Raw genomic sequence first — 21,156 nt, 5'->3', positions numbered from 1 at the left:
AAGGGAGCAACCATTCCCTGCGCTCCACGCCTGCGGAACGCCGCCCGACCATGGCGCCATTTGGCGCAGCAACGCGGCTCGCGTCGAAACGAGAATAGACCCTGATGGCTGCCAAGGAGCCTGATAGCGAGCTGATTCGCGCCAAGGATCTCGGCACGTTCGATCGCTGGGCGCTGCCCAGCTTCGACGCGCCGGGTGACGAACCGGCAGAAGCCGAGGCCGCTGCTGAAGAACATATGCAGCCTCCAGCTGAATCCGAGCAGCAGGACGCCGCACAGGTCGAAGAGGTCGCACTCGAAGATGTCAAACCACTGACGCTCGATGAACTCGAAGCCATTCGCCAGGATGCCTATAACGAAGGCTTCGCCACGGGCGAGAAGGACGGCTTTCACGCCGGCCAGATCAAAGCCAAGCAAGAGGCCGACGCGGCCTTGGCGCTGAAGGTCGGCAGCCTGGAAAAACTCATGACGCAGTTGCTCGAGCCGATTGCCGAGCAGGATCAGCAAATGGAAGTGGCCATGGTACGTCTGGTCAGCCATATGGTGCGCGAGGTGATTCAGCGCGAGCTGAACACCGACTCCAGCCAGATCCGCCAGGTGCTGCGCGAGGCGCTCAAACTGCTGCCAATGGGCGCGCAGAACGTGCGCATTCAGGTCAATCCGCAGGATTTCGAAACGATCAAGGCCTTGCGTGAGCGTCACGAGGAAAGCTGGCGCATCCTCGAGGATGACAGCCTGCTGCCCGGCGGTTGCCGTATCGAGTCCGAGCACAGTCAGATCGACGCCAGTGTCGAAACGCGCATGGCGCAGGCGCTCAAGCAATTGTTCGAGCAGCAGCGCGCGCAAGTCTCTCAGCCGCCGGAAGCGGACATCGACCTGGATCTGGATGCCGTCGATGCGCCTTGAGCGGATCAGTTTCGCCAGACGCCTGGCGGGCTATGTCGAAGCGATCAACCTGCCCAGCCAACCCGTGGTGGAAGGGCGCCTGCTGCGCATGGTCGGCCTCACCCTGGAGGCCGAAGGGCTGCGCGCGGCCATAGGCAGCCGCTGCCTGGTCATCAACGACGACAGTTACCACCCGGTTCAGGTCGAGGCCGAGGTGATGGGCTTCTCCGGGGGCAAGATCTATCTGATGCCGGCGGGCAGTCTGGCGGGTATTGCGCCTGGCGCGCGCGTGGTGCCGTTGCCCGATGCCGGGCGCTTGCCCATGGGCATGTCCATGCTTGGCCGAGTGCTCGACGGCACCGGTCGCGCCCTGGATGGCAAGGGCGGGATGAAGGCCGAGGACTGGGTGCCGGTGGATGGCCCGACCATCAACCCGCTCAACCGCGACCCCATCAGCCAACCATTGGACGTCGGCATTCGCTCGATCAACGGTCTGCTCACCGTTGGCCGTGGTCAGCGTCTGGGCTTGTTCGCCGGCACCGGCGTGGGCAAGTCGGTGCTGCTGGGCATGATGACGCGTTTTACCGAGGCGGAAATCATCGTTGTCGGGTTGATCGGTGAGCGTGGGCGTGAGGTCAAGGAGTTCATCGACGAGATCCTCGGCGAGGAAGGCCTCAAGCGTTCCGTGGTGGTCGCTTCGCCGGCCGACGAGGCGCCGTTGATGCGTCTGCGCGCCGCGCAGTACTGCACGCGCATCGCCGAGTATTTCCGTGACAAGGGCAAGAACGTTCTGCTGTTGATGGATTCGCTGACCCGCTATGCCCAGGCCCAGCGCGAAATCGCCCTGGCCATTGGTGAGCCGCCAGCGACCAAGGGCTACCCACCGTCGGTATTCGCCAAGCTGCCCAAACTGGTCGAGCGTGCCGGCAACGCCGAAGCCGGCGGCGGTTCGATCACCGCGTTCTACACCGTATTGAGTGAGGGGGATGACCAGCAGGACCCCATCGCCGATGCTGCACGTGGTGTGCTCGACGGGCACTTCGTCCTGTCCCGGCGCCTGGCCGAGGAAGGGCACTATCCCGCTATCGATATCGAGTCCTCGATCAGCCGGGTCATGCCGCAGGTGGTTCCGCCCGAGCAGCTCAAGCAGGCGCAGCGATTCAAGCAGTTGTGGTCGCGCTATCAACAGAGTCGCGATCTGATCAGTGTCGGTGCCTATGTTCCGGGCGGCGACGCGGATACCGATCAGGCCATCGCCCGTCAGCCGGTCATGGCTCAGTACCTGCGTCAGGGCCTCGACGAGAACGTGTCAATGGCGCAGAGCCGCGAGCAGCTGGCTGGGGTGTTGGGACAGTGACCTGTTACCGTAGGGCGGGTGTAACCCGCCAGGGCGATCTGGCGGGTTGCACCCGCCCTACGGGGCGCGGATGAGCCTGAGCCGCGCAAAGCGTCTGCAGCCGGTCGTCGAGATGGCAGAAAAGGCCGAGCGCGAGGCCGCGCGCCAGCTCGGGCATTGCCAAGGGCTGGTGGGGCAGGCTGAGGCCAAGCTGGGCGAGCTGGAGCGTTTTCGTGGCGACTACCAGCAGCAGTGGATCAGCGAGGGCAGCAAGGGCGTTTCCGGCCAGTGGCTGATGAACTACCAGCGCTTTCTGGCGCAACTGGAGACGGCGGTCGGCCAACAGCAGCAAAGTCTGGAGTGGCATCGCGCCAATCTTGAAAAGGTGCGCGCTGTTTGGCAGCAACGCTATGCGCGTCTCGAGGGGCTGCGCAAACTGGTCCAGCGCTACATTGACGAAGCCCGATTGGCCGAGGACAAGCGCGAACAGAAACTGCTCGACGAACTGGCGCAACGCCTGATCGACCGTGGTGAACCCTGAATAGTGGTTGTTTCGTCGCCGACCAGATGCTACACCTTCAAGCGTGAATTGCCCTATCTGGCAAAGTCTCGACAAAGGAGTAGACATGGCCATTACCTCGCAGCCCTCGGCCGACGGGCAAGAGCTGACCATTGTGATTCGAGGACGCTTCGACTTCGCCTCCCACCAGGAATTTCGTGACGCCTACGAGCGCGTCAGCGTGACGCCCAGGCGTTATCGAGTCGACTTGAGCGAGACCAGTTACCTCGACAGTTCGGCGTTGGGCATGTTGCTCCTGCTGCGTGACCATGCCGGTGGTGATTCGGCGCAGATCAGCCTGCTCAACTGCAGCAGTGACGTGCGCAAGATCCTCGCCATCTCCAACTTCGAGCAGTTGTTCAAGATCAGCTGAGCATGCCTGAGCGACTTGCCATTCTGATTGCCGAGGACAACGCGGCCGACCGCATGCTGTTGTCCACCATCGTCAGTCGTCAGGGCCACCGCGTATTGACCGCCAGCAATGGCCTGGAGGCGGTCGCCCTGTTCGAGCAGGCGCGTCCGCACCTGGTGCTGATGGATGCGCTGATGCCGGTGATGGATGGCTTCGAGGCCGCTCGGCGCATCAAGCAGAAGGCTGGTGAAGCGCTGGTGCCGATCATCTTCCTCACTTCGCTGACCGAGGGTGAGGCGCTGGTACGCTGTCTCGAGGCCGGTGGCGACGACTTTCTCGCCAAGCCCTATAACCGGGTAATACTCGAGGCGAAGATCGGTGCAATGGATCGTTTGCGCCGCCTGCATGACACCGTACTGCAACAGCGCGACCTGATCGCCCGGCACAACGAGCATCTGCTAAGTGAGCAGCGCGTTGCCAAGGCCGTATTCGACAAGGTGGCGCATTCCGGCTGCCTGGATGCACCGAACATCAGTTACATGCAGTCGCCCTTCGCCCTGTTCAATGGCGACCTGCTACTGGCGGCCTACAAGCCGTCCGGTGGTATGCATGTGATGCTTGGGGACTTCACCGGTCATGGTTTGTCCGCCGCCATCGGCGCCATACCGCTGGCCGAGGTGTTTTATGGCATGACCGCCAAGGGGCATGCGCTGGCCGAGATCCTCCGCGAGATCAATGCCAAGCTCAAGCGTATCCTGCCGGTGGGGGTTTTCTGCTGCGCCACCTTGCTCAATATCAGCAGCAAGCGTGGTTTGCTCGAGGTGTGGAACGGCGGGCTGCCCGATGGCTACCTGCTGCATGCCGATGGCCGCCCGCAGCAGCCGCTGGTGTCCCGCCATCTGCCATTGGGGATTCTCGACCAGGCAGCCTTCAGTGACCGTTGCGAGGTCTATCCACTGGCGCCGGGGGATCGCATCTTTTTGCTCAGCGACGGCGTGCTCGAGGCCAGCGACCGGCATGGTCAGTTGTTCGGTGAGGCGCGCCTGCTCGAGTTGCTGCAAGCCAATCGGCAGCCGCAGGTACTGTTCGATGAGATCCAGCAGGCACTACTGGCCTTTCGAGGCGAGCAGCAAGACGACGTCACCATGGTTCAGGTCGGGCTTGCCGACGATGAGGAACGTCCCCGCCCGCTGGCCTTTGCCGACAGTGGGCAGGTCAGTGTGATGGACTGGTCAGCCAGCTTTGAGTTTCGTGCGCTGAGTCTGCGTCACTTCAATCCGCTGCCGTTTCTGTTGCAGCTGCTGCTCGATGTCAGGGCGCTGCGCCCGCGTGGCGGCGAGCTGTATACCGTGCTGGCCGAGCTCTATTCCAATGCCCTGGAGCATGGGGTGATGAACCTGGATTCCTCGCTCAAGTGCGATGCCAGTGGCTTTGCCGAGTACTACCGGGAGCGGCGTCTGCGTCTGGCCTCACTGGATGAGGGCTATGTGCGCTTTCACCTGCAGATATTGCCGCAGGAGCAGGGCGGCCGCCTGATCGTACAGGTGGAGGATAGCGGGCCAGGTTTCGACCCGGCAGGCCTCCCCAGTGCGGCCGACGATGCTCTGTGCGGGCGAGGGCTGGCACTGGTGCGTGAGCTCAGCGATGGCCTCGAGCTTTACCCTGACGGCCGTGGCGTTCGCGTGGAGTTTTGCTGGCTCACTGAGGCATAATCGGCCTCTTGATGTTCAGGGAGTGACCCGGTGTCCGATATCCATCTCGACGATGCTGTGCTGGCATCCCTGCAGGATGTCATGGAAGACGAATATCCGATTCTGCTCGATACCTTCGTTGCCGATTCCGAAGAGCGTTTGCGCCTGCTGCATCATGCGCAGGACGAAGGTAACGCACAGGAGCTGCGCCTGGCTGCGCACAGCTTCAAGGGCAGTTGCAGCAACATGGGGGCGGTATTGTTGGCCGGCCTGTGCAAGGAGCTGGAGGATGCAGGTCGGCGCGAGGCGCTGGAACTGGCTCCGGCCCTGATCGAGCAGATCGAACGTGAGTTCGCCATCGTCCGCATCCTGTTCAAATCCGAGCGTCAGCGCTATCGCGTCTGAGGCCTTTGCCGAAGTTGGCCCGTCCCTTGCTCTGATCCCGTCACGATTCAATCAGACGGAGAGCGTCCATGTCCGCGTTGCCCGATTTACGCCTGCAGGCCACGCCTGAGGTGAAGAGTAAAGCGAAGCAGCCGGCCAAAGCGCCGGAACCCAGCAATAACGGTGCTTCCAGCTTTGCCGAAGTCTATGCAAGGGAGCGTCAGGCCAAGCCTGGCGAGGGTGCTGGCAGCACTGATAAAACCAGCCCGGAGCAGAGCGCTGATACCGCCAGGGAAGAAACCGAGGCTGCCCCGGCTGCCGCCGAGCAGCCTGTGGTTGCCGCGCCCGGCAACTCCTTGCCGGCCCAGGAAGGGGGGGGAGAAGAGCTCGATCCACTTCTGGCGATGGCGCTGGGGGGTATTCAGGCTCCGCTGGAGGAGGCTCCGTTAGCCGAAGTGGCGCCGGATGTGCCGGCGTTGATCATTAGCGGCGCCGCCCCGGCTGCCGCCGAACAGGGTGAGCCTGTGCTGGAAAATGATGCGCTCGACCCACTGGCGCTGCTCAAGCAGTCGATGGAGGAGGCAGGCAAGGCCCAGGCGCCACAGGATGCTGCGGTCAAAAGTACCCGAGTGGCGACCAGTACGGATTTCGCCGCCGCCATGGCAGCCATGGGCAAGGGCGAGCCGCTTGCTGAGAGCAGCGAGGAGTCGATGCTTGAGCTGCCGCTGGAAAGCCTGGCCAAGGATGCATTGGAAAGCCTCAAGGACAGCGTGCAGCCCAATCGCCCGGATCAGTTCGTCAGCAAGCTCAATGCCCTGACCCAGGCGCTCAATCATCAGGTCGGCGCAGCTCAGCGGATGCCGCTGGTGCCGGGGCAGCCAGTGGCCATGCACCAGGCAGGCTGGAGCGAGGCGGTAGTGGATCGGGTCATGTGGCTGTCCAGTCAGAACCTCAAGTCGGCTGAGATTCAGCTGGACCCTGCCGATCTTGGGCGTCTCGAAGTGCGGGTGAATCTGTCTCAGGATCAGGCCCAGGTGACGTTTGCCAGCCCCAATGCCGGGGTGCGTGATGCGCTGGAAGGTCAGATGCATCGCCTGCGTGAGCTGTTCGCCCAGCAGGGTATGAACCTGGCTGACGCCAATGTTTCCGATCAGTCGCTCAATCGCGGCTGGCAAGGGCAGGGCGAGGGGGGGCGTGGCAGTGCGGCTGGACGCGATGAGCGACTGGGCAGTGAGGAATTGCTCACGGGTGTTCAGCAGGAGGTGCATGGCGAGCGCCTGGTTGCCGGTCGTGGGCTGGTTGACTATTACGCCTGAGTGGCACGCGCACCGGATGGCGTTACACGGCATGGCCCGACGATGGGCGTTGCTCCGCTAGACTTGCATTCGCCCGGGTCATCGAAAGGTGCCCGGGCGTATGTATTTTGGGTGACAGCAAGGGCGCGGCGCTGTTAAATCCGCAGCCCGGAGTTAGCAGGCCGTTGAAAAACGTAGGCGAGGCAGCCAATGCAAGGCAAAAATAGGCGAAAAAGCGGAGTTTACGAGCTGTAAATGAGCATTTTGAGCCTGTTTTTAACGCAGCAGTGGCAACGCAGATAGTTTTTCAACAGCCTGTTAGACAAGTCAGCTCATCTGCTGGCATAACACTTGCTCCTAACCCTTTGAATGCGGAATGAACTCCGATAGTGACGGATTATTGGCATGGCTAAGAAAGAAGCGGCATCGGCTGGCGATGGGCAACCCGCCGGCAAGAGCAAGCTCAAACTGATCATCCTCATCGTGTTGGGGTTGCTGCTGGCCGTCGGTCTTTCCTTGGGCGGTACCTGGTTCATCCTCAGCAAGGGTGACAAGAGCGAGGAGGCCAAGCCGGCAGAAGCGGCCGCGCCAGCGGCTTCGGTACGACAGCCAGCTATTTATCAGGACTTGATGCCGGCCTTCGTGGTCAATTTCAATTATCAGAATCGCACCCGCTACCTGCAGGTGAGCATGGCCCTGATGAGTCGCGATGCCGCAGGGATGGAGAAGCTCAAGGTACACATGCCGGTACTGCGTAATCGCCTGGTGATGCTGCTCTCAGGGCAGGACTTCGCCGTGCTGCAAACGCCGCTGGGCAAGGAAATGCTCTTGCAGCAGGCGCTGGCCAGCGTGCAGGAGCTGGCGCAGAAGGAAACCGGCAGCACCGTGGTCGAGCAGGTGCTGTTCACCAATTTCGTGTTGCAGTAGCGGGAGCCGAAGATGGCCGTGCAAGACCTGCTTTCCCAGGACGAGATCGATGCGCTGTTGCATGGCGTCGATGACGGCCTGGTCGAGACCGAGGACGCCGAGGAGCCCGGGAGCGTCAAGCAGTATGACCTGACCAGTCAGGATCGCATCGTCCGCGGACGCATGCCGACCCTGGAGATGATCAACGAGCGTTTCGCTCGTTATACCCGTATCAGCATGTTCAACCTGCTGCGCCGCTCGGCCGACGTCGCCGTCGGTGGTGTGCAGGTGATGAAATTCGGCGAATACGTGCATTCGTTGTACGTGCCGACCAGCCTCAACCTGGTGAAGATGAAGCCGTTGCGCGGCACGGGCCTGTTCATCCTCGATGCCAAGTTGGTATTCAAGCTGGTGGACAACTTCTTCGGTGGTGACGGCCGTCACGCCAAGATCGAGGGGCGCGAGTTCACCCCCACCGAACTGCGCGTGGTGCGCATGGTGCTCGATCAGGCCTTCGTCGATTTGCGCGAGGCCTGGCATGCTGTGATGGACATCAACTTCGAGTACGTCAACTCCGAGGTCAATCCGGCGCTGGCCAATATCGTCAGCCCCAGTGAAGTGGTGGTGGTGTCGACCTTCCATATCGAGCTCGACGGCGGTGGTGGTGACCTGCATATCACCATGCCGTACTCGATGATCGAACCGATCCGCGAGATGCTCGATGCCGGCTTTCAGTCCGATGTCGACGATCAGGACGAGCGCTGGATCAAGGCGCTGCGTGAGGACATCCTCGATGTCAGCGTGCCGCTCGCGGCCACGGTCGCGCGCCGCCAGTTGAAGTTGCGCGACATCCTGCACATGCAGCCGGGCGATGTGATTCCGGTGGAATTGCCGGAGCATGTGGTCATGCGCGCCAACGGTGTGCCGACCTTCAAGGTCAAGCTGGGGGCGCACAAGGGCAATCTGGCCCTGCAGGTGCTGGAACCAATCGAACGCCAGCGCTGAAGTGCTGGTCATGCTTCAGGGCCGCTAGGCCCGATGTGAGCGAATAGCTGAAGCCAGGCGAGGAAAAACGATGGCAGACGAAGAAAATACCTCTCCCGAGGAACAGGCTCTGGCCGATGAGTGGGCGGCAGCGCTGGCCGAGGCGGGCGATGCCGGGCAGGACGACATCGATGCGATGCTGGCTGCGCAGGAGACTCCTGCGCCTGCGGCACCGGCCGCTCCGCGTGCGCCGATGGAAGAGTTCGGCAGTGCGCCGTCTCCCAGCAATCTGCCGGTCACTCTGGATGGGCCCAATCTGGACGTGATTCTGGATATTCCAGTGTCTATCTCCATGGAAGTGGGCAACACCGATATCACTATCCGCAACCTGCTGCAGCTCAATCAGGGCTCGGTGATCGAACTGGATCGTCTGGCCGGTGAGCCGCTCGATGTGCTGGTCAACGGCACCCTGATCGCTCACGGCGAGGTGGTGGTGGTCAACGAGAAGTTCGGCATCCGCCTGACGGACGTGATCAGCCCCAGCGAACGTATCAAGAAGCTGCGCTGATCATGGCCCGACTTTTAGCGTTGTTGCTTGCGCTGCCCGGGTTTGCGCTGGCAGCCGAGCCTGCGGACAAGGCCGCCACGCCCATGGCCGGCAGCGATGTGGCCGGCCAGCTGGGGCAGTTGCTGCTGGGGTTGCTGCTGGTCATCGGCCTTATCTTCGTTCTGGCCTGGCTGTTGCGCCGCGTGCAGCAACTGGCGCCACGCAGCGGGCAGGTGATCAAGCTGTTGGCCACGCAACCGCTGGGGCCGCGTGATCGCCTGGTGCTGGTGCAGGTGGGCAACGAGCAGATTCTGCTGGGATTGTCTGCCGGGCGTATCGCGCCTCTGCATGTGCTCAAGGAGCCCGTGCACCTGGCCGATGCCGAGCCCGCTACGCCGGAGTTTGCCCAGCGCCTGATGGAGCTGCTGGGCAAGGATCAGAAGGACAAATCCTGATGTTGCGTTTGTTGCTGGTAGTGCTGCTGAGCCTGGCTGCTTCACTGGCGTTCGCCGAAGATCCGCCGAGTGCCAGTTCGCTGATTCAGCAGGGCAGCAACCCATTGTCGATCCCGGCTATTACCCTGTCGACGGATGCCGAGGGGCAGCAGGAGTATTCGGTCAGCCTGCAGATTTTGCTGATCATGACGGCCCTGAGTTTCATACCGGCGTTCGTCATGCTGATGACCAGCTTCACCCGCATCATCATCGTCTTTTCCATCCTGCGTCAGGCCCTGGGTCTGCAGCAGACCCCCTCGAACCAGATTCTCGTTGGCTTGGCGCTGTTTCTGACGATGTTCATCATGGCGCCGATCTTCGACCGGATTAACACCGATGCCCTGCAGCCCTACCTGAACGAGGAAATCATCGCTCAAGAAGCGCTGAGCCGGGCAGAGGTGCCGATTCGCGACTTCATGCTGGCGCAGACCCGTGAGAGCGACCTGGCCCTGTTCGTGCGGCTGTCCAAACGCACCGACCTGGCCAGCGTGGAGGACGTGCCGCTGACCATTCTGGTGCCGGCCTTCGTCACCTCCGAGCTGAAGACCGCGTTCCAGATCGGCTTCATGATCTTCATCCCGTTTTTGATCATCGACATGGTGGTCGCCAGTATCCTCATGGCGATGGGCATGATGATGCTCTCGCCACTGATCATCTCTTTGCCGTTCAAGATCATGCTGTTCGTCCTGGTCGATGGTTGGGCGCTGATCATGGGCACACTGGCCGCCAGTTTCGGCACCTTATAGCGAGGCTGATGATGACTCCCGAGGTTGCGGTTGATCTGTTTCGTGAAGCGCTCTGGCTGATCGTGCTGATCGTCGGTCTGGCCGTGGTGCCGAGTCTGGTGGTGGGGTTGATCGTGGCCATGTTCCAGGCGGCCACGCAAATCAACGAACAGACGCTGAGCTTCCTGCCGCGCCTGATCGTGATGCTGGTTACCCTGATCTGGGCCGGCCCCTGGCTGGTCAGTCAGCTGATGGAGTACACCCAGACGCTGATCCAGAACATTCCCTACCTGATCGGCTGAGGGTGCCATGTTGGAGTTGAGCGATGCGCAGATCAGCAGCTGGGTGGGCCAGTTTCTGCTGCCGTTGTTCCGCATCGCCGCGATGTTGATGGTCATGCCGATCATCGGCACCCAACTGGTTCCGACCCGTGTGCGCCTGTATCTGGCGCTGGCCATCACCATCGTGCTGGTGCCGGTATTGCCGCCGATGCCGCAGGTTGATGCGCTGAACTTGCGCAGCCTGTTGCTGATACTTGAACAGGTGCTGATCGGCGCCATGTTCGGCTTCATCCTGCAGTTGTTCTTCCACCTGTTTGCCGTGGCCGGGCAGATTATCGCCATGCAGATGGGCCTGGGCTTCGCCTCCATGGTGGACCCGACCAATGGCGTGTCGGTGCCGGTGCTTGGCCAGTTCATGCTGATGCTGGTGACCCTGCTGTTTCTGGCGATCAACGGTCATCTGGTGGCGTTGGAGATTCTGGCGGAGAGTTTCGTCACCTTGCCTTACGGCCAGGGTTTCATGGTCAACCATTACTGGACACTGGCGGGCAAGCTGAGTTGGGTGATCGGCGCGGGCCTGCTGTTGACCTTGCCGGCAGTGACTGCGTTGCTGGTGATCAACCTGGCATTTGGCGTGATGACGCGCGCAGCGCCACAGCTCAATATCTTTTCCATCGGTTTCCCGTTGACGCTGGCCCTGGGCCTGGTGATCTACTGGATCAGCCTTTCCGATTTCGGCAGCCTGTTCCAGGCGCTGGCCAGCGATGCTTTGCAGCAGCTGGGTGAATTCGCTCTGGTGAGGTAGCCATGGCCGAAAGCGAGAGCGGTGCCGACAAAAGCGAGGAACCCACAGGCAAGCGACTTGAAGAGTCGCGCAAGAAAGGTCAGATCGCCCGTTCCAAGGAGCTCAATACCCTGGCGGTCACCCTCACCGGCACCATGGCCCTGATTATCTTCGGTGCCTACATGGGCAACGTGCTGATGGACATCATGCGCGGCAATTTCAGCCTGCCGCGTGAGGTGTTGATGAGCGAGCGCAGCATGGCGCTTTACCTGCTGGCTTCCGGCAAGGAAGCCCTGCTGGCGATGCAGCCATTCTTGATCGCCTTGCTGATCGCCTCTATCGTCGGCCCCATCGCTTTGGGCGGCTGGCTATTTTCCACGGAAGCACTGCAGCCCAAGGCCAGTCGGATGAATCCGCTGGCGGGGCTCAAACGCATGTTCTCGGTTCAGGCGCTGGTCGAGTTGCTCAAAGCGTTGGCCAAGTTCCTGGTCATCCTCGCCGTGGCGCTGGTGGTACTTTCGGTGGATCAGGACGATTTGCTGGCCATCGCCAATGAGCCCATCGAGCCGGCCATCCTGCACAGTCTGAAGGTGGTCGGCTGGAGCGCTTTTTGGCTGTCCTGTGGCCTGATCCTGATCGCCGCCGTGGATGCGCCATTCCAGCTGTGGAGTCACAAGCAGAAGCTGAAGATGACCAAGCAGGAGGTGCGCGACGAGTACAAGGACACCGAGGGCAAACCCGAGGTCAAGGGACGCATTCGTCAGTTGCAGCGTGAAATGGCTGAACGCCGCATGATGCAGGCCGTACCGCAGGCCGATGTGGTGATTACCAACCCGACGCACTTCGCCGTGGCGCTCAAGTACGACCCGGAGAAGGGAGGGGCGCCGCTGTTGCTGGCCAAGGGCGGCGACTTCCTGGCGCTGAAGATTCGTGAGATCGCCCAGGAGCACAAGGTGATGGTGTTGGAATCACCGGGGCTGGCGCGGGCCGTTTACTACTCTACCGAACTCGATCAGGAAATCCCCGCCGGTCTCTATCTGGCGGTGGCGCAGGTGCTGGCCTACGTCTATCAGTTGCGTCAGTACCAGGCCGGCAAGGGCAAGCGCCCCGGCCCGTTACCGGATTTGCCCATCCCGCCAGATCTGCGTCGTGATTCGTAACGTGCGTCTTGGGCGCTGCCCTGTCATTTATGGAACGCTTCTTGCCATTACCCCTTCAGGACGCACTTTCGCGTCAAAAGATTGAATGGTTTGGGGTAGGGACGTGGCAGTAGATCGCGCACAGCTAATCGGTGACGTACGCAGCAACCTTGCAGGTTTGCGCCATGGCAACCTGGGTATTCCGCTGCTGCTGCTGGTCATGCTCGGCATGGTCATGCTGCCGATCCCGCCGTTTCTGCTCGACACTCTGTTCACCTTCAGCATCGCGCTGTCCATCGTCGTGCTGCTGGTCAGCATCTATGCGTTGCGACCGCTGGATTTCGCCGTGTTCCCTACCATCCTGCTGGCGGCCACGTTGTTGCGTCTGGCGCTGAACGTGGCTTCGACCCGCGTGGTGCTGCTCAACGGCCACGAGGGCCACGGCGCGGCGGGGCAGGTGATCCAGGCCTTCGGTGAGGTGGTGATCGGCGGTAACTACGTGGTCGGTATCGTGGTGTTCGCCATCCTCATGATCATCAACTTCGTGGTGGTCACCAAGGGTGCCGGACGGATTTCCGAAGTGAGCGCGCGCTTCACCCTCGATGCCATGCCTGGCAAGCTGATGGCTATCGACGCCGACCTCAATGCTGGCCTGATCGATCAGAACGAAGCCAAGAAACGCCGCAGTGAAGTGGCGCAGGAGGCAGATTTCTACGGCTCGATGGACGGTGCCAGCAAGTTTGTCCGCGGCGACGCCATCGCCGGCCTGCTGATTCTGTTCATCAACCTCATCGGCGGTATCGCCATCGGCGTGCTGCAGCACGGCCTGCCGTTCGCCGAGGCGGGCAAGGTCTACACCCTGCTGACCATCGGCGACGGCCTGGTCGCACAGATTCCCTCCCTGCTGCTGTCCACCGCCGCCGCGGTGATGGTGACCCGTGTTTCCAGCTCCGAGGACATGGGCGCCCAGGTCAACCGGCAGATGTTTGCTTCGCCGCGGGCGTTGGCGGTGGCGGCGGCGATCATGATTGCCATGGGTCTGGTGCCCGGCATGCCGCATTTCTCCTTTATCAGCCTGGGCCTGGTGGCCGCTGGCGCCGCCTACTGGATCGCTAACAAGCAGCGCAAGACCAAGGAAGAGGAGGTCAAGGAGGTACAGCGCCAACAGGAGCTGCTGCCGGCGCAGAAGGCGCAGGAGGTCAAGGAACTGGGCTGGGACGACGTCACCCCGGTGGACATGGTCGGCCTGGAGGTCGGCTACCGGCTGATTCCGCTGGTCGATCGCAACCAGGGCGGGCAACTGCTGGCGCGAATCAAGGGGGTGCGCAAGAAGCTGTCGCAGGAGATGGGCTTTCTCATGCCCTCGGTGCATATTCGCGACAACCTCGATCTGGCGCCCAACGCCTACCGCTTGACGCTGATGGGCGTCAGCGTGGCCGAGGCCGAGGTGTATCCGGATCGCGAACTGGCGATCAACCCCGGCCAGGTGTTCGGCCCGCTCAATGGTATTGCCGCCAAGGATCCGGCGTTCGGTCTGGAGGCCGTATGGATCGACCCCACTCAGCGCGATCAGGCGCAGTCGCTGGGCTATACCGTGGTCGATGCCAGTACCGTGGTTGCCACTCACCTCAACCAGATCCTGCACAAGCATGCCCACGAGCTGCTGGGGCACGAGGAAGTGCAGCAGTTGATGCAGTTGCTGGCCAAGAGTTCGCCGAAGCTGGCCGAAGAGTTGGTGCCGGGTTTGGTATCGCTGTCGACGCTGCTCAAGGTGTTGCAGGCGCTGCTGCAGGAGCAGGTGCCGGTGCGCGACATGCGCACCATCGCCGAGGCCATCGCCAGTGTAGCGCCGAAGAGTCAAGATCCCGCCGCGATGGTCGCCGCAGTGCGCGTGTCGCTGGCCCGCGCCATCGTACAAGGCATCGTGGGACTAGAGCCGGAGCTGCCTGTGATAACCCTCGAGCCAAGGTTGGAACAGATCTTGCTCAACAGTCTGCAGAAGGCCGGTCAGGGCAGCGAGGATGGCATCCTCCTCGAACCGGGCATGGCCGAGAAGCTGCAGCGTTCCCTGGTGGAAGCGGCGCAGCGCCAGGAAATGCTCGGCAAGCCGGTGATTTTACTGGTGGCCGGACCGATCCGGGCGATGTTGTCGCGCTTCGCGCGGCTGGCGGTACCCAGCATGCACGTGCTGGCCTACCAGGAAATTCCGGACAACAAGCAGGTCACCATAGTCGCTACGGTTGGCCAGAACTGAGGTAAAGGGTCATGCAGGTCAAACGCTTCTTCGCCGCCGATATGCGGACCGCCATGAAACTGGTGCGTGATGAATTGGGCGCCGATGCCGCGATCATCGGCAATCGCCGTGTCGCCGGTGGTGTCGAACTGACTGCTGCGCTGGATTATCAGGTGCCGGCACCCGTGCGTCCGAACCCGGCGCTGGAAGCCGAGCTGCGCAAGACCCAGGCGCGCATCGCCAGCGCCCAGGCGGAGCTGAGCACGCGTGCCGAGCAGGATGCTGGCAAGGATCGCCAACTGTTCGCCAACGAGTCGTTGTTGGCACCCGAGCTGCCGGCGACTCCGGTCAAGCCGCAGCGCCCGGTCGAGGCCGTAGCGCCTGCTGCGCCGGCGGTCGATCCACGTGCGCTGGATGCCATGCGCTTCGAGCTCAACGGCCTGCGTGAGCTGATCGAAGTGCAACTGGGCTCCATCGCCTGGGGACAACTGCAGAACCGCCGCCCGCAGCAGGCCAATCTGTGGCGCCGCCTGCAGCGCATGGGGCTGTCTGCCGAGCTATCGCAGGCGCTGCTGAGCAAGGTGGCCGGTGTGGCCGAGCCGCGTCAGGCCTGGCGCATGCTGCTGGCGCATCTGGCTCACGCGATCACTACGCCCAAGGTCGAGCCGCTGGAAGAGGGTGGTGTGATCGCGCTGGTTGGCCCGGCCGGCATGGGCAAGACCACTACCCTGGCCAAGCTGGCTGCGCGTTATGTACTTAAGTACGGCTCGCAACAGGTCGCTCTGGTGAGCATGGACAGCTTTCGCATCGGCGCACAGGAGCAGCTCAAGACCCTGGGGCGCATTCTCGGCGTGTCGGTGACTCAGATCGACCCTGGTCAGTCTTTGCTGCAGGCAATGGCGCCCCTGAGCAAGAAGCGTGTGGTGCTGGTCGATACTGCCGGCCTGCCCGGCAGTGATCCGGCGCTGCGCCTGCAGTTGGAGAGCCTGGCCTCGGCACGCATCAAGGCGAAGAATTATCTGGTGCTGGCCGCAACAAGTCAGAGCCAAGTGCTCAAGGCGGCCTACCATAGTTACAAGCGTTGTGGCCTTTCAGGCTGCATACTGACGAAACTGGACGAAGCCGCGAGTCTGGGTGAGGTTTTAGGTCTGGCTATAGGCCAGCAACTGCCGGTAGCCTATGTGACGGACGGGCCGCGGATTCCGGACGATCTGCACGTGCCGCGTAGCCATCAGCTGGTCAGCCGTGCCGTGGGGCTGCAGGCTGCCGAGGAGCCGAGTGAAGAGGCCATGGCGCAGATGTTCGCCGGTCTCTACCACAACCCGGCGCAGCGCGCCGGCTGAAATAGCGACAGTGTTGCACCCTCTCGCGCAGGTGCGTGGGAGTGAACGGCCCGAGGGCCACGTCGAAGTTAGACAAGGTGTAGAAAGAACATGGGTATGCATCCCGTACAGGTGATCGCAGTGACCGGCGGCAAGGGCGGTGTCGGCAAGACCAACGTATCAGTCAATCTGTCCATGGCCCTGGCTGACCTTGGTCGTCGGGTGATGTTGATGGACGCTGACCTGGGCCTGGCCAATGTCGATGTATTGCTGGGCCTGACCCCCAAACGCACCCTGGCCGATGTGATTGCCGGTGAGTGCGACCTGCGCGACGTCCTCCTGCAGGGGCCGGGCGGCATCCGTATCGTGCCGGCTGCCTCCGGCACGCAGAGCATGGTCAGCCTCACGCCGATGCAGCATGCCGGGCTGATCCAGGCCTTCAGCGACATCAGCGAGAACCTCGACGTGCTGGTGATCGACACCGCCGCCGGCATCGGTGATGCCGTGGTCAGCTTCGTCCGTGCCGCGCAGGAAATTCTCGTGGTGGTCTGCGATGAGCCCACCTCGATCACCGACGCCTATGCGTTGATCAAGCTGCTCAACCGTGACCACGGCATCAGTCGCTTCCGCGTTCTGGCCAACATGGCGCACAGCCCGCAGGAAGGGCGCAATCTGTTTGCTAAGCTGACCAAGGTGACGGATCGCTTCCTCGATGTCGCCCTGCAGTATGTTGGCGCCGTGCCCTACGATGAGTGTGTGCGCAAGGCCGTGCAGAAGCAGCGCGCCGTCTATGAAGCCTTCCCTCGATCCAAGTGCGCTCTGGCGTTCAAGGCGATCGCTCAGAAGGTCGACACCTGGCCGTTGCCGGCCAATCCCCGTGGCCATCTGGAGTTTTTCGTCGAGCGTCTGGTGCAACAACCGACTGCAGACTCGGCCATATGACAGCAGCTTCTGGACTTCGCATGTACAACAAGGCTCAGGCGCAGGACTCCCAGCACCAGTTGATCGAGCGCTATGCACCGCTGGTCAAGCGCATTGCCTTCCACCTGCTGGCTCGTCTGCCGGCCAGCGTGCAGGTTGATGATCTTATCCAGGCCGGCATGATCGGCCTGCTCGAAGCCTCGCGCAAATACGATTCCAGCAAGGGTGCCAGTTTCGAGACCTTCGCCGGTATCCGTATTCGCGGCTCCATGCTCGACGAGGTGCGCAAGGGTGATTGGGCGCCGCGTTCGGTGCACCGCAACAGCCGTATGGTCAGCGATGCGATTCGTGTCGTTGAGGCAAGAACCGGGCGGGACGCTAAAGATCACGAGGTTGCGGCCGAACTCCAATTGAGTCTGGAAGATTACTACGGCATTCTTGGCGACACTTTGGGCAGCCGCCTGTTTAGTTTCGACGACCTGTTGCAGGACGGCGAGCATGGCGGGTTGCACGAAGACGCCGGACACACTCACCTCGAACCTTCGCGGAACCTCGAAGACGAACGCTTCCAGGCGGCCTTGGCCGATGCCATCGCCGGTTTGCCGGAGCGCGAACGTCTGGTGCTGGCGCTGTATTACGATGAAGAACTGAACTTGAAGGAAATCGGTGAAGTGCTGGGGGTTAGCGAGTCACGCGTGAGCCAGTTGCACAGCCAGTGCGCGGCGCGTTTGCGCTCGCGGCTGAGTGAATGGCGCGCTGGCTGAACGCGGCGTACTCGCAGGCGCAAAACGGTTTCACGATTAAAGGGCGTAGTTGCAAGCGCAATACGTTTGGGACTGTACGGAGGTCGACTTGGACAAGAACATGAAAATCCTCATCGTTGACGATTTCTCGACGATGCGACGGATCATCAAGAACCTCTTGCGGGACTTGGGTTTCACTAACACCGCGGAAGCCGATGACGGCACCTCGGCGCTGCCGATGCTGCAAAGCGGCAGTTTCGACTTTCTGGTGACCGACTGGAACATGCCCGGCATGACCGGCATCGACCTGCTGCGTGCGGTACGTGCCGACGATCGCCTCAAGCACCTGCCGGTGCTGATGGTGACTGCCGAAGCCAAGCGCGATCAGATCATCGAGGCGGCCCAGGCCGGTGTGAATGGCTACGTGGTCAAGCCCTTCACCGCTCAGGTGTTGAAGGAAAAGATCGAGAAGATCTTCGAGCGGGTCAACGGCTGATGTCAGCCGCGAGGGTGCTATGGAACATGATGACTCCACGCTGGGTGACCTCGAGTCGACCCTGAAAAGCAATGCCCGCGATCTGGTCGATAGCCTTGAGCAAGGTAATTTCGGCGCTGCGGTGCAACTGATCAACGAGCTGAACAAGGTCCGCGATCGCGGGCTGTATCACGAGGTCGGCAAACTGACCCGTGAACTGCACAACGCCATTGTCAATTTTCAGCTCGATCCGCGTATGCCGCATGCCCAGGAACTGTCGCAGATCGCCGACGCTACCGAACGCCTGAACTACGTCGTGACCATGACCGAAAAGGCTGCCAACCGGACCATGGATCTGGTGGAGCAGAGCGCGCCGCTGGTCAACGACCTGAGCGATGAAGCGCAAAGCCTGAGCGTCGAGTGGGGTCGTTTCATGCGCCGCGAAATCGGTGCCGATGGCTTTCGTGAGCTGGCCAAGCGTGTCGAGCTGTTCCTCGCCCGTAGCGAGCGAGATGGCGCCAAGCTCTCCGGTCATCTCAACGACATTCTGTTGGCGCAGGACTACCAGGACCTCACCGGCCAGGTGATCAAGCGTGTCACCCAACTGGTGACCGAAGTGGAAAGCAACCTGCTCAAGCTGATGCTCATGGCCAGCCAGGTCGACCGTTTTGCCGGCATTCAGCACAACCACGACGTGCTACGCGCCGAACAGGAAAAATTAAAAGAACCATCGCGGGGTGAAGGTCCGCAGATTCATGCCGATAAGCGTGATGACGTTGCCTCCAACCAAGACGATGTCGACGACCTGCTGTCCAGCCTAGGGTTCTAAGGAGCACACAATATGAGCTTCGGCGCCGATGAAGAGATCCTCCAGGATTTCCTGGTAGAGGCCGGCGAGATTCTCGAACAGTTGTCCGAACAGTTAGTCGAGCTGGAAAGCCGACCGGACGACATGAACCTGCTCAATGCCATCTTCCGCGGTTTTCATACCGTCAAGGGTGGAGCGGGTTTCCTCCAACTCAACGAGTTGGTGGAGTGCTGCCATATCGCCGAAAACGTCTTCGACATCCTGCGCAAGGGTGAGCGTCGCGTCGAGTCGGAGTTGATGGATGTGGTGCTCGAGGCTCTTGATGCTATCAATGGCATGTTCGGCGAGGTGCGTGAGCGGCGTGAGCCGACGCCCGCGTCGCCTGAGCTTCTGGCAGCCCTGTCGCGTCTGGCAAAGCCGGGCGGTGGCGAGGCGGCCCCTGCGCCAGTGCAGCAGGCAGAGCCCGAACCCGAGCCGGAGCCAGAACCCCAGGCGGTCGCTCCGTCCGTTGCTTCCGGAGACATCACCGACAGCGAATTCGAGCAGCTGCTCGATGCGCTGGGTGATGCGCAAGCGGGCGCTCCGAGTGCAGAGAGCGCTGCCAGTGACGAAATCACCGATGACGAATTCGAGTCGTTGCTCGACCAGTTGCACGGCAAAGGGCAGTTCTCCGGCACGGTCGAAACGCCTGTTGTTGCCAGTGCCGTGGCCTCTGCGCCGGCTGCCGCAGCGGCAGGTGACGACATAACCGACGATGAATTCGAAGCGCTGCTCGATCAGCTGCATGGCAAAGGCCAGTTCTCCGGTGCAGCCGAAACTGCCCCGCCTGTAGCCGCTGTTGCTGCAGCGCCTGCACCGGCAAGTGACGATATTACCGACGACGAGTTCGAGTCCTTGCTCGATCAGTTGCACGGTAAGGGCAAGTTCGTGCCGCCAAGCGAGTCGGCCCCTGTAGTTGCTGAGAAACCGACCGCCGCGCCCAAGGCCGCTGCACCAGCAGCCAAGCCTGCTGCAGCCAAGGCTGAACCTGCCGCACCGCGTGCCGCGGCGCCGGCGCCAGCCCCTGCTGCGGCTGAGAAGGCCCCTGCCAGCGAAGCGGAAACCACCGTACGGGTCGATACCGCACGCCTCGATGAAATCATGAACATGGTCGGCGAGCTGGTGTTGGTGCGTAACCGTCTGGTTCGTCTGGGGCTCAACAGCGGCGATGAGGCCATGGCCAAGGCCGTGTCGAATCTCGATGTGGTCACGGCCGATCTGCAGACCTCGGTCATGAAGACCCGCATGCAGCCGATCAAGAAGGTCTTCGGCCGCTTCCCGCGCCTGGTACGCGATCTGGCGCGCAACCTGAAGAAGGAAATCAACCTCGAGCTGGTGGGCGAGGAAACCGACCTCGACAAGAACCTGGTCGAGGCGCTGGCAGACCCGCTGGTGCACTTGGTGCGCAACGCCGTCGACCATGGTGTGGAAACCCCGGAAGAGCGCGAGAAGGCTGGCAAGTCCCGTGCAGGGCGCGTGGTGCTGTCTGCCGAGCAGGAAGGCGACCACATCCTGTTGTCGATCACCGATGACGGTAAGGGGATGGACGCCGACGTGCTGCGCGCCAAGGCCGTGGAGAAGGGCCTGCTGGACAAGGATGCGGCAGATCGCCTCAACGAGTTCGAATGCTACAACCTGATCTTCGCCCCGGGCTTCTCGACCAAGACCGAGATTTCTGACGTATCCGGCCGTGGTGTCGGCATGGATGTGGTGAAAACCAAGATCTCCCAGCTCAATGGCACGGTCAACGTGTTCTCGCAGAAGGGCCAGGGCTCGAAGATCATCATCAAGGTGCCGCTGACCCTGGCGATCATGCCGACGCTGATGGTGATGCTGGAGAACCAGGCCTTTGCCTTCCCCTTGGTCAACGTCAACGAGATCTTCCATCTCGACCTGTCTCGCACCAACGTGGTCGACGGCCAGGAAGTGGTGATCGTGCGCGACAAGGCGTTACCGCTGTTCTATCTCAAGCGTTGGCTGGTGCCGCAGGCTTTCCAGGAGGAACAGCGCGAAGGCCATGTGGTGATCCTCACCGTGGGCAGCCATCGCATCGGCTTTGTCGTCGATCAATTGGTCGGTCAGGAAGAGGTGGTAATCAAGCCACTGGGCAAGATGCTGCAAGGCACGCCCGGCATGTCCGGCGCCACGATCACTGGTGACGGACGCATCGCATTGATTCTCGACGTACCGAGCATGCTCAAGCGCTACGCTCGACGTTTCTGATGTTTCGCGGCGCGGGCCATGGCTTCGCGCC

At 61.8% G+C, this 21,156-nt stretch carries 22 protein-coding genes; all 22 read left to right on the top strand.

Features of this window, described 5'->3' with window-relative positions; all coding sequences use genetic code 11:
• The first annotated feature begins 104 nt into the window (after positions 1-104).
• Positions 105-905: a flagellar assembly protein FliH gene (gene fliH / locus N5J71_RS02720; protein WP_074857656.1), complete on the top strand. Its 801-nt coding sequence runs from the start codon at positions 105-107 to the stop codon at positions 903-905.
• Complete coding sequence (gene fliI / locus N5J71_RS02715) at positions 895-2,241, top strand: flagellar protein export ATPase FliI (protein ID WP_279916244.1); 1,347 nt, start codon at positions 895-897, stop codon at positions 2,239-2,241. The genes fliH and fliI overlap by 11 nt, the downstream gene beginning before the upstream one ends.
• Before the next feature lie 70 nt (positions 2,242-2,311).
• Positions 2,312-2,761 (top strand): flagellar export protein FliJ, encoded by a 450-nt coding sequence (gene fliJ, locus N5J71_RS02710; RefSeq protein ID WP_003460736.1) that lies wholly within the window; start codon positions 2,312-2,314, stop codon positions 2,759-2,761.
• An 85-nt stretch (positions 2,762-2,846) separates the two neighbouring features.
• Positions 2,847-3,152: an STAS domain-containing protein gene (locus tag N5J71_RS02705; protein ID WP_279916243.1), complete on the top strand. Its 306-nt coding sequence runs from the start codon at positions 2,847-2,849 to the stop codon at positions 3,150-3,152.
• A gap of 2 nt (positions 3,153-3,154) precedes the next feature.
• A complete protein-coding gene (locus N5J71_RS02700) occupies positions 3,155-4,843 on the top strand; it encodes an ATP-binding SpoIIE family protein phosphatase (RefSeq protein ID WP_279916242.1) in 1,689 nt (562 codons plus the stop codon).
• 30 nt (positions 4,844-4,873) lie between these two features.
• Positions 4,874-5,227, top strand: coding sequence for an Hpt domain-containing protein (locus N5J71_RS02695; protein WP_279916241.1), 354 nt, complete (start codon positions 4,874-4,876; stop codon positions 5,225-5,227).
• Positions 5,228-5,295: 68 nt separating this feature from the next.
• Complete coding sequence (locus tag N5J71_RS02690; RefSeq protein ID WP_279916240.1) at positions 5,296-6,522, top strand: flagellar hook-length control protein FliK; 1,227 nt, start codon at positions 5,296-5,298, stop codon at positions 6,520-6,522.
• Between the two features lie 384 nt (positions 6,523-6,906).
• On the top strand, positions 6,907-7,428 hold the full coding sequence (gene fliL / locus N5J71_RS02685; protein WP_147810713.1) for a flagellar basal body-associated protein FliL: 522 nt from the start codon (positions 6,907-6,909) through the stop codon (positions 7,426-7,428).
• Between the two features lie 12 nt (positions 7,429-7,440).
• The gene (gene fliM / locus N5J71_RS02680; protein WP_279916239.1) at positions 7,441-8,412 is read left to right on the top strand and encodes a flagellar motor switch protein FliM; all 972 of its coding nucleotides are present in this window, start codon (positions 7,441-7,443) and stop codon (positions 8,410-8,412) included.
• Between the two features lie 70 nt (positions 8,413-8,482).
• Positions 8,483-8,959: a flagellar motor switch protein FliN gene (fliN, locus tag N5J71_RS02675; RefSeq protein WP_003460759.1), complete on the top strand. Its 477-nt coding sequence runs from the start codon at positions 8,483-8,485 to the stop codon at positions 8,957-8,959.
• 2 nt (positions 8,960-8,961) lie between these two features.
• Positions 8,962-9,393 carry a flagellar biosynthetic protein FliO gene (gene fliO / locus N5J71_RS02670; RefSeq protein WP_104728624.1) on the top strand — a complete coding sequence of 144 codons (432 nt, stop codon included), beginning with the start codon at positions 8,962-8,964 and terminating at the stop codon, positions 9,391-9,393.
• Positions 9,393-10,178, top strand: coding sequence for a flagellar type III secretion system pore protein FliP (fliP, locus tag N5J71_RS02665; protein ID WP_003460762.1), 786 nt, complete (start codon positions 9,393-9,395; stop codon positions 10,176-10,178). Before fliO ends, fliP begins: the two co-directional genes overlap by 1 nt.
• An 11-nt stretch (positions 10,179-10,189) precedes the next feature.
• Entirely contained in the window at positions 10,190-10,459 is a 270-nt protein-coding gene (gene fliQ, locus N5J71_RS02660; RefSeq protein ID WP_003460763.1) for a flagellar biosynthesis protein FliQ, read from the top strand.
• Between the two features lie 7 nt (positions 10,460-10,466).
• Entirely contained in the window at positions 10,467-11,243 is a 777-nt protein-coding gene (gene fliR / locus N5J71_RS02655; RefSeq protein ID WP_003460764.1) for a flagellar biosynthetic protein FliR, read from the top strand.
• Between the two features lie 2 nt (positions 11,244-11,245).
• Complete coding sequence (gene flhB / locus N5J71_RS02650) at positions 11,246-12,382, top strand: flagellar biosynthesis protein FlhB (RefSeq protein WP_003460765.1); 1,137 nt, start codon at positions 11,246-11,248, stop codon at positions 12,380-12,382.
• Positions 12,383-12,467: 85 nt separating this feature from the next.
• On the top strand, positions 12,468-14,615 hold the full coding sequence (gene flhA / locus N5J71_RS02645; protein WP_279916238.1) for a flagellar biosynthesis protein FlhA: 2,148 nt from the start codon (positions 12,468-12,470) through the stop codon (positions 14,613-14,615).
• A gap of 11 nt (positions 14,616-14,626) precedes the next feature.
• Complete coding sequence (flhF, locus tag N5J71_RS02640; RefSeq protein WP_279916236.1) at positions 14,627-15,937, top strand: flagellar biosynthesis GTPase FlhF; 1,311 nt, start codon at positions 14,627-14,629, stop codon at positions 15,935-15,937.
• Positions 15,938-16,027: 90 nt separating this feature from the next.
• The gene (fleN, locus tag N5J71_RS02635; RefSeq protein WP_003460771.1) at positions 16,028-16,858 is read left to right on the top strand and encodes a flagellar synthesis regulator FleN; all 831 of its coding nucleotides are present in this window, start codon (positions 16,028-16,030) and stop codon (positions 16,856-16,858) included.
• Positions 16,855-17,601 (top strand): RNA polymerase sigma factor FliA, encoded by a 747-nt coding sequence (fliA, locus tag N5J71_RS02630; protein WP_108234516.1) that lies wholly within the window; start codon positions 16,855-16,857, stop codon positions 17,599-17,601. Before fleN ends, fliA begins: the two co-directional genes overlap by 4 nt.
• 100 nt (positions 17,602-17,701) lie before the next feature.
• Complete coding sequence (locus N5J71_RS02625; protein ID WP_169886842.1) at positions 17,702-18,076, top strand: chemotaxis response regulator CheY; 375 nt, start codon at positions 17,702-17,704, stop codon at positions 18,074-18,076.
• Positions 18,077-18,095: 19 nt separating this feature from the next.
• Complete coding sequence (locus tag N5J71_RS02620) at positions 18,096-18,884, top strand: protein phosphatase CheZ (protein WP_003460774.1); 789 nt, start codon at positions 18,096-18,098, stop codon at positions 18,882-18,884.
• 12 nt (positions 18,885-18,896) lie between these two features.
• Entirely contained in the window at positions 18,897-21,125 is a 2,229-nt protein-coding gene (locus tag N5J71_RS02615; RefSeq protein WP_257598090.1) for a chemotaxis protein CheA, read from the top strand.
• The last annotated feature ends 31 nt before the right edge of the window (positions 21,126-21,156 follow it).

The organism is Ectopseudomonas oleovorans, assembly GCF_029845265.1.
GTDB classification, from domain to species: domain Bacteria; phylum Pseudomonadota; class Gammaproteobacteria; order Pseudomonadales; family Pseudomonadaceae; genus Aquipseudomonas; species Aquipseudomonas oleovorans.
Note: the sequence above shows the minus strand (reverse complement) of the source record. Positions and strands in the feature narration are given on the sequence as shown.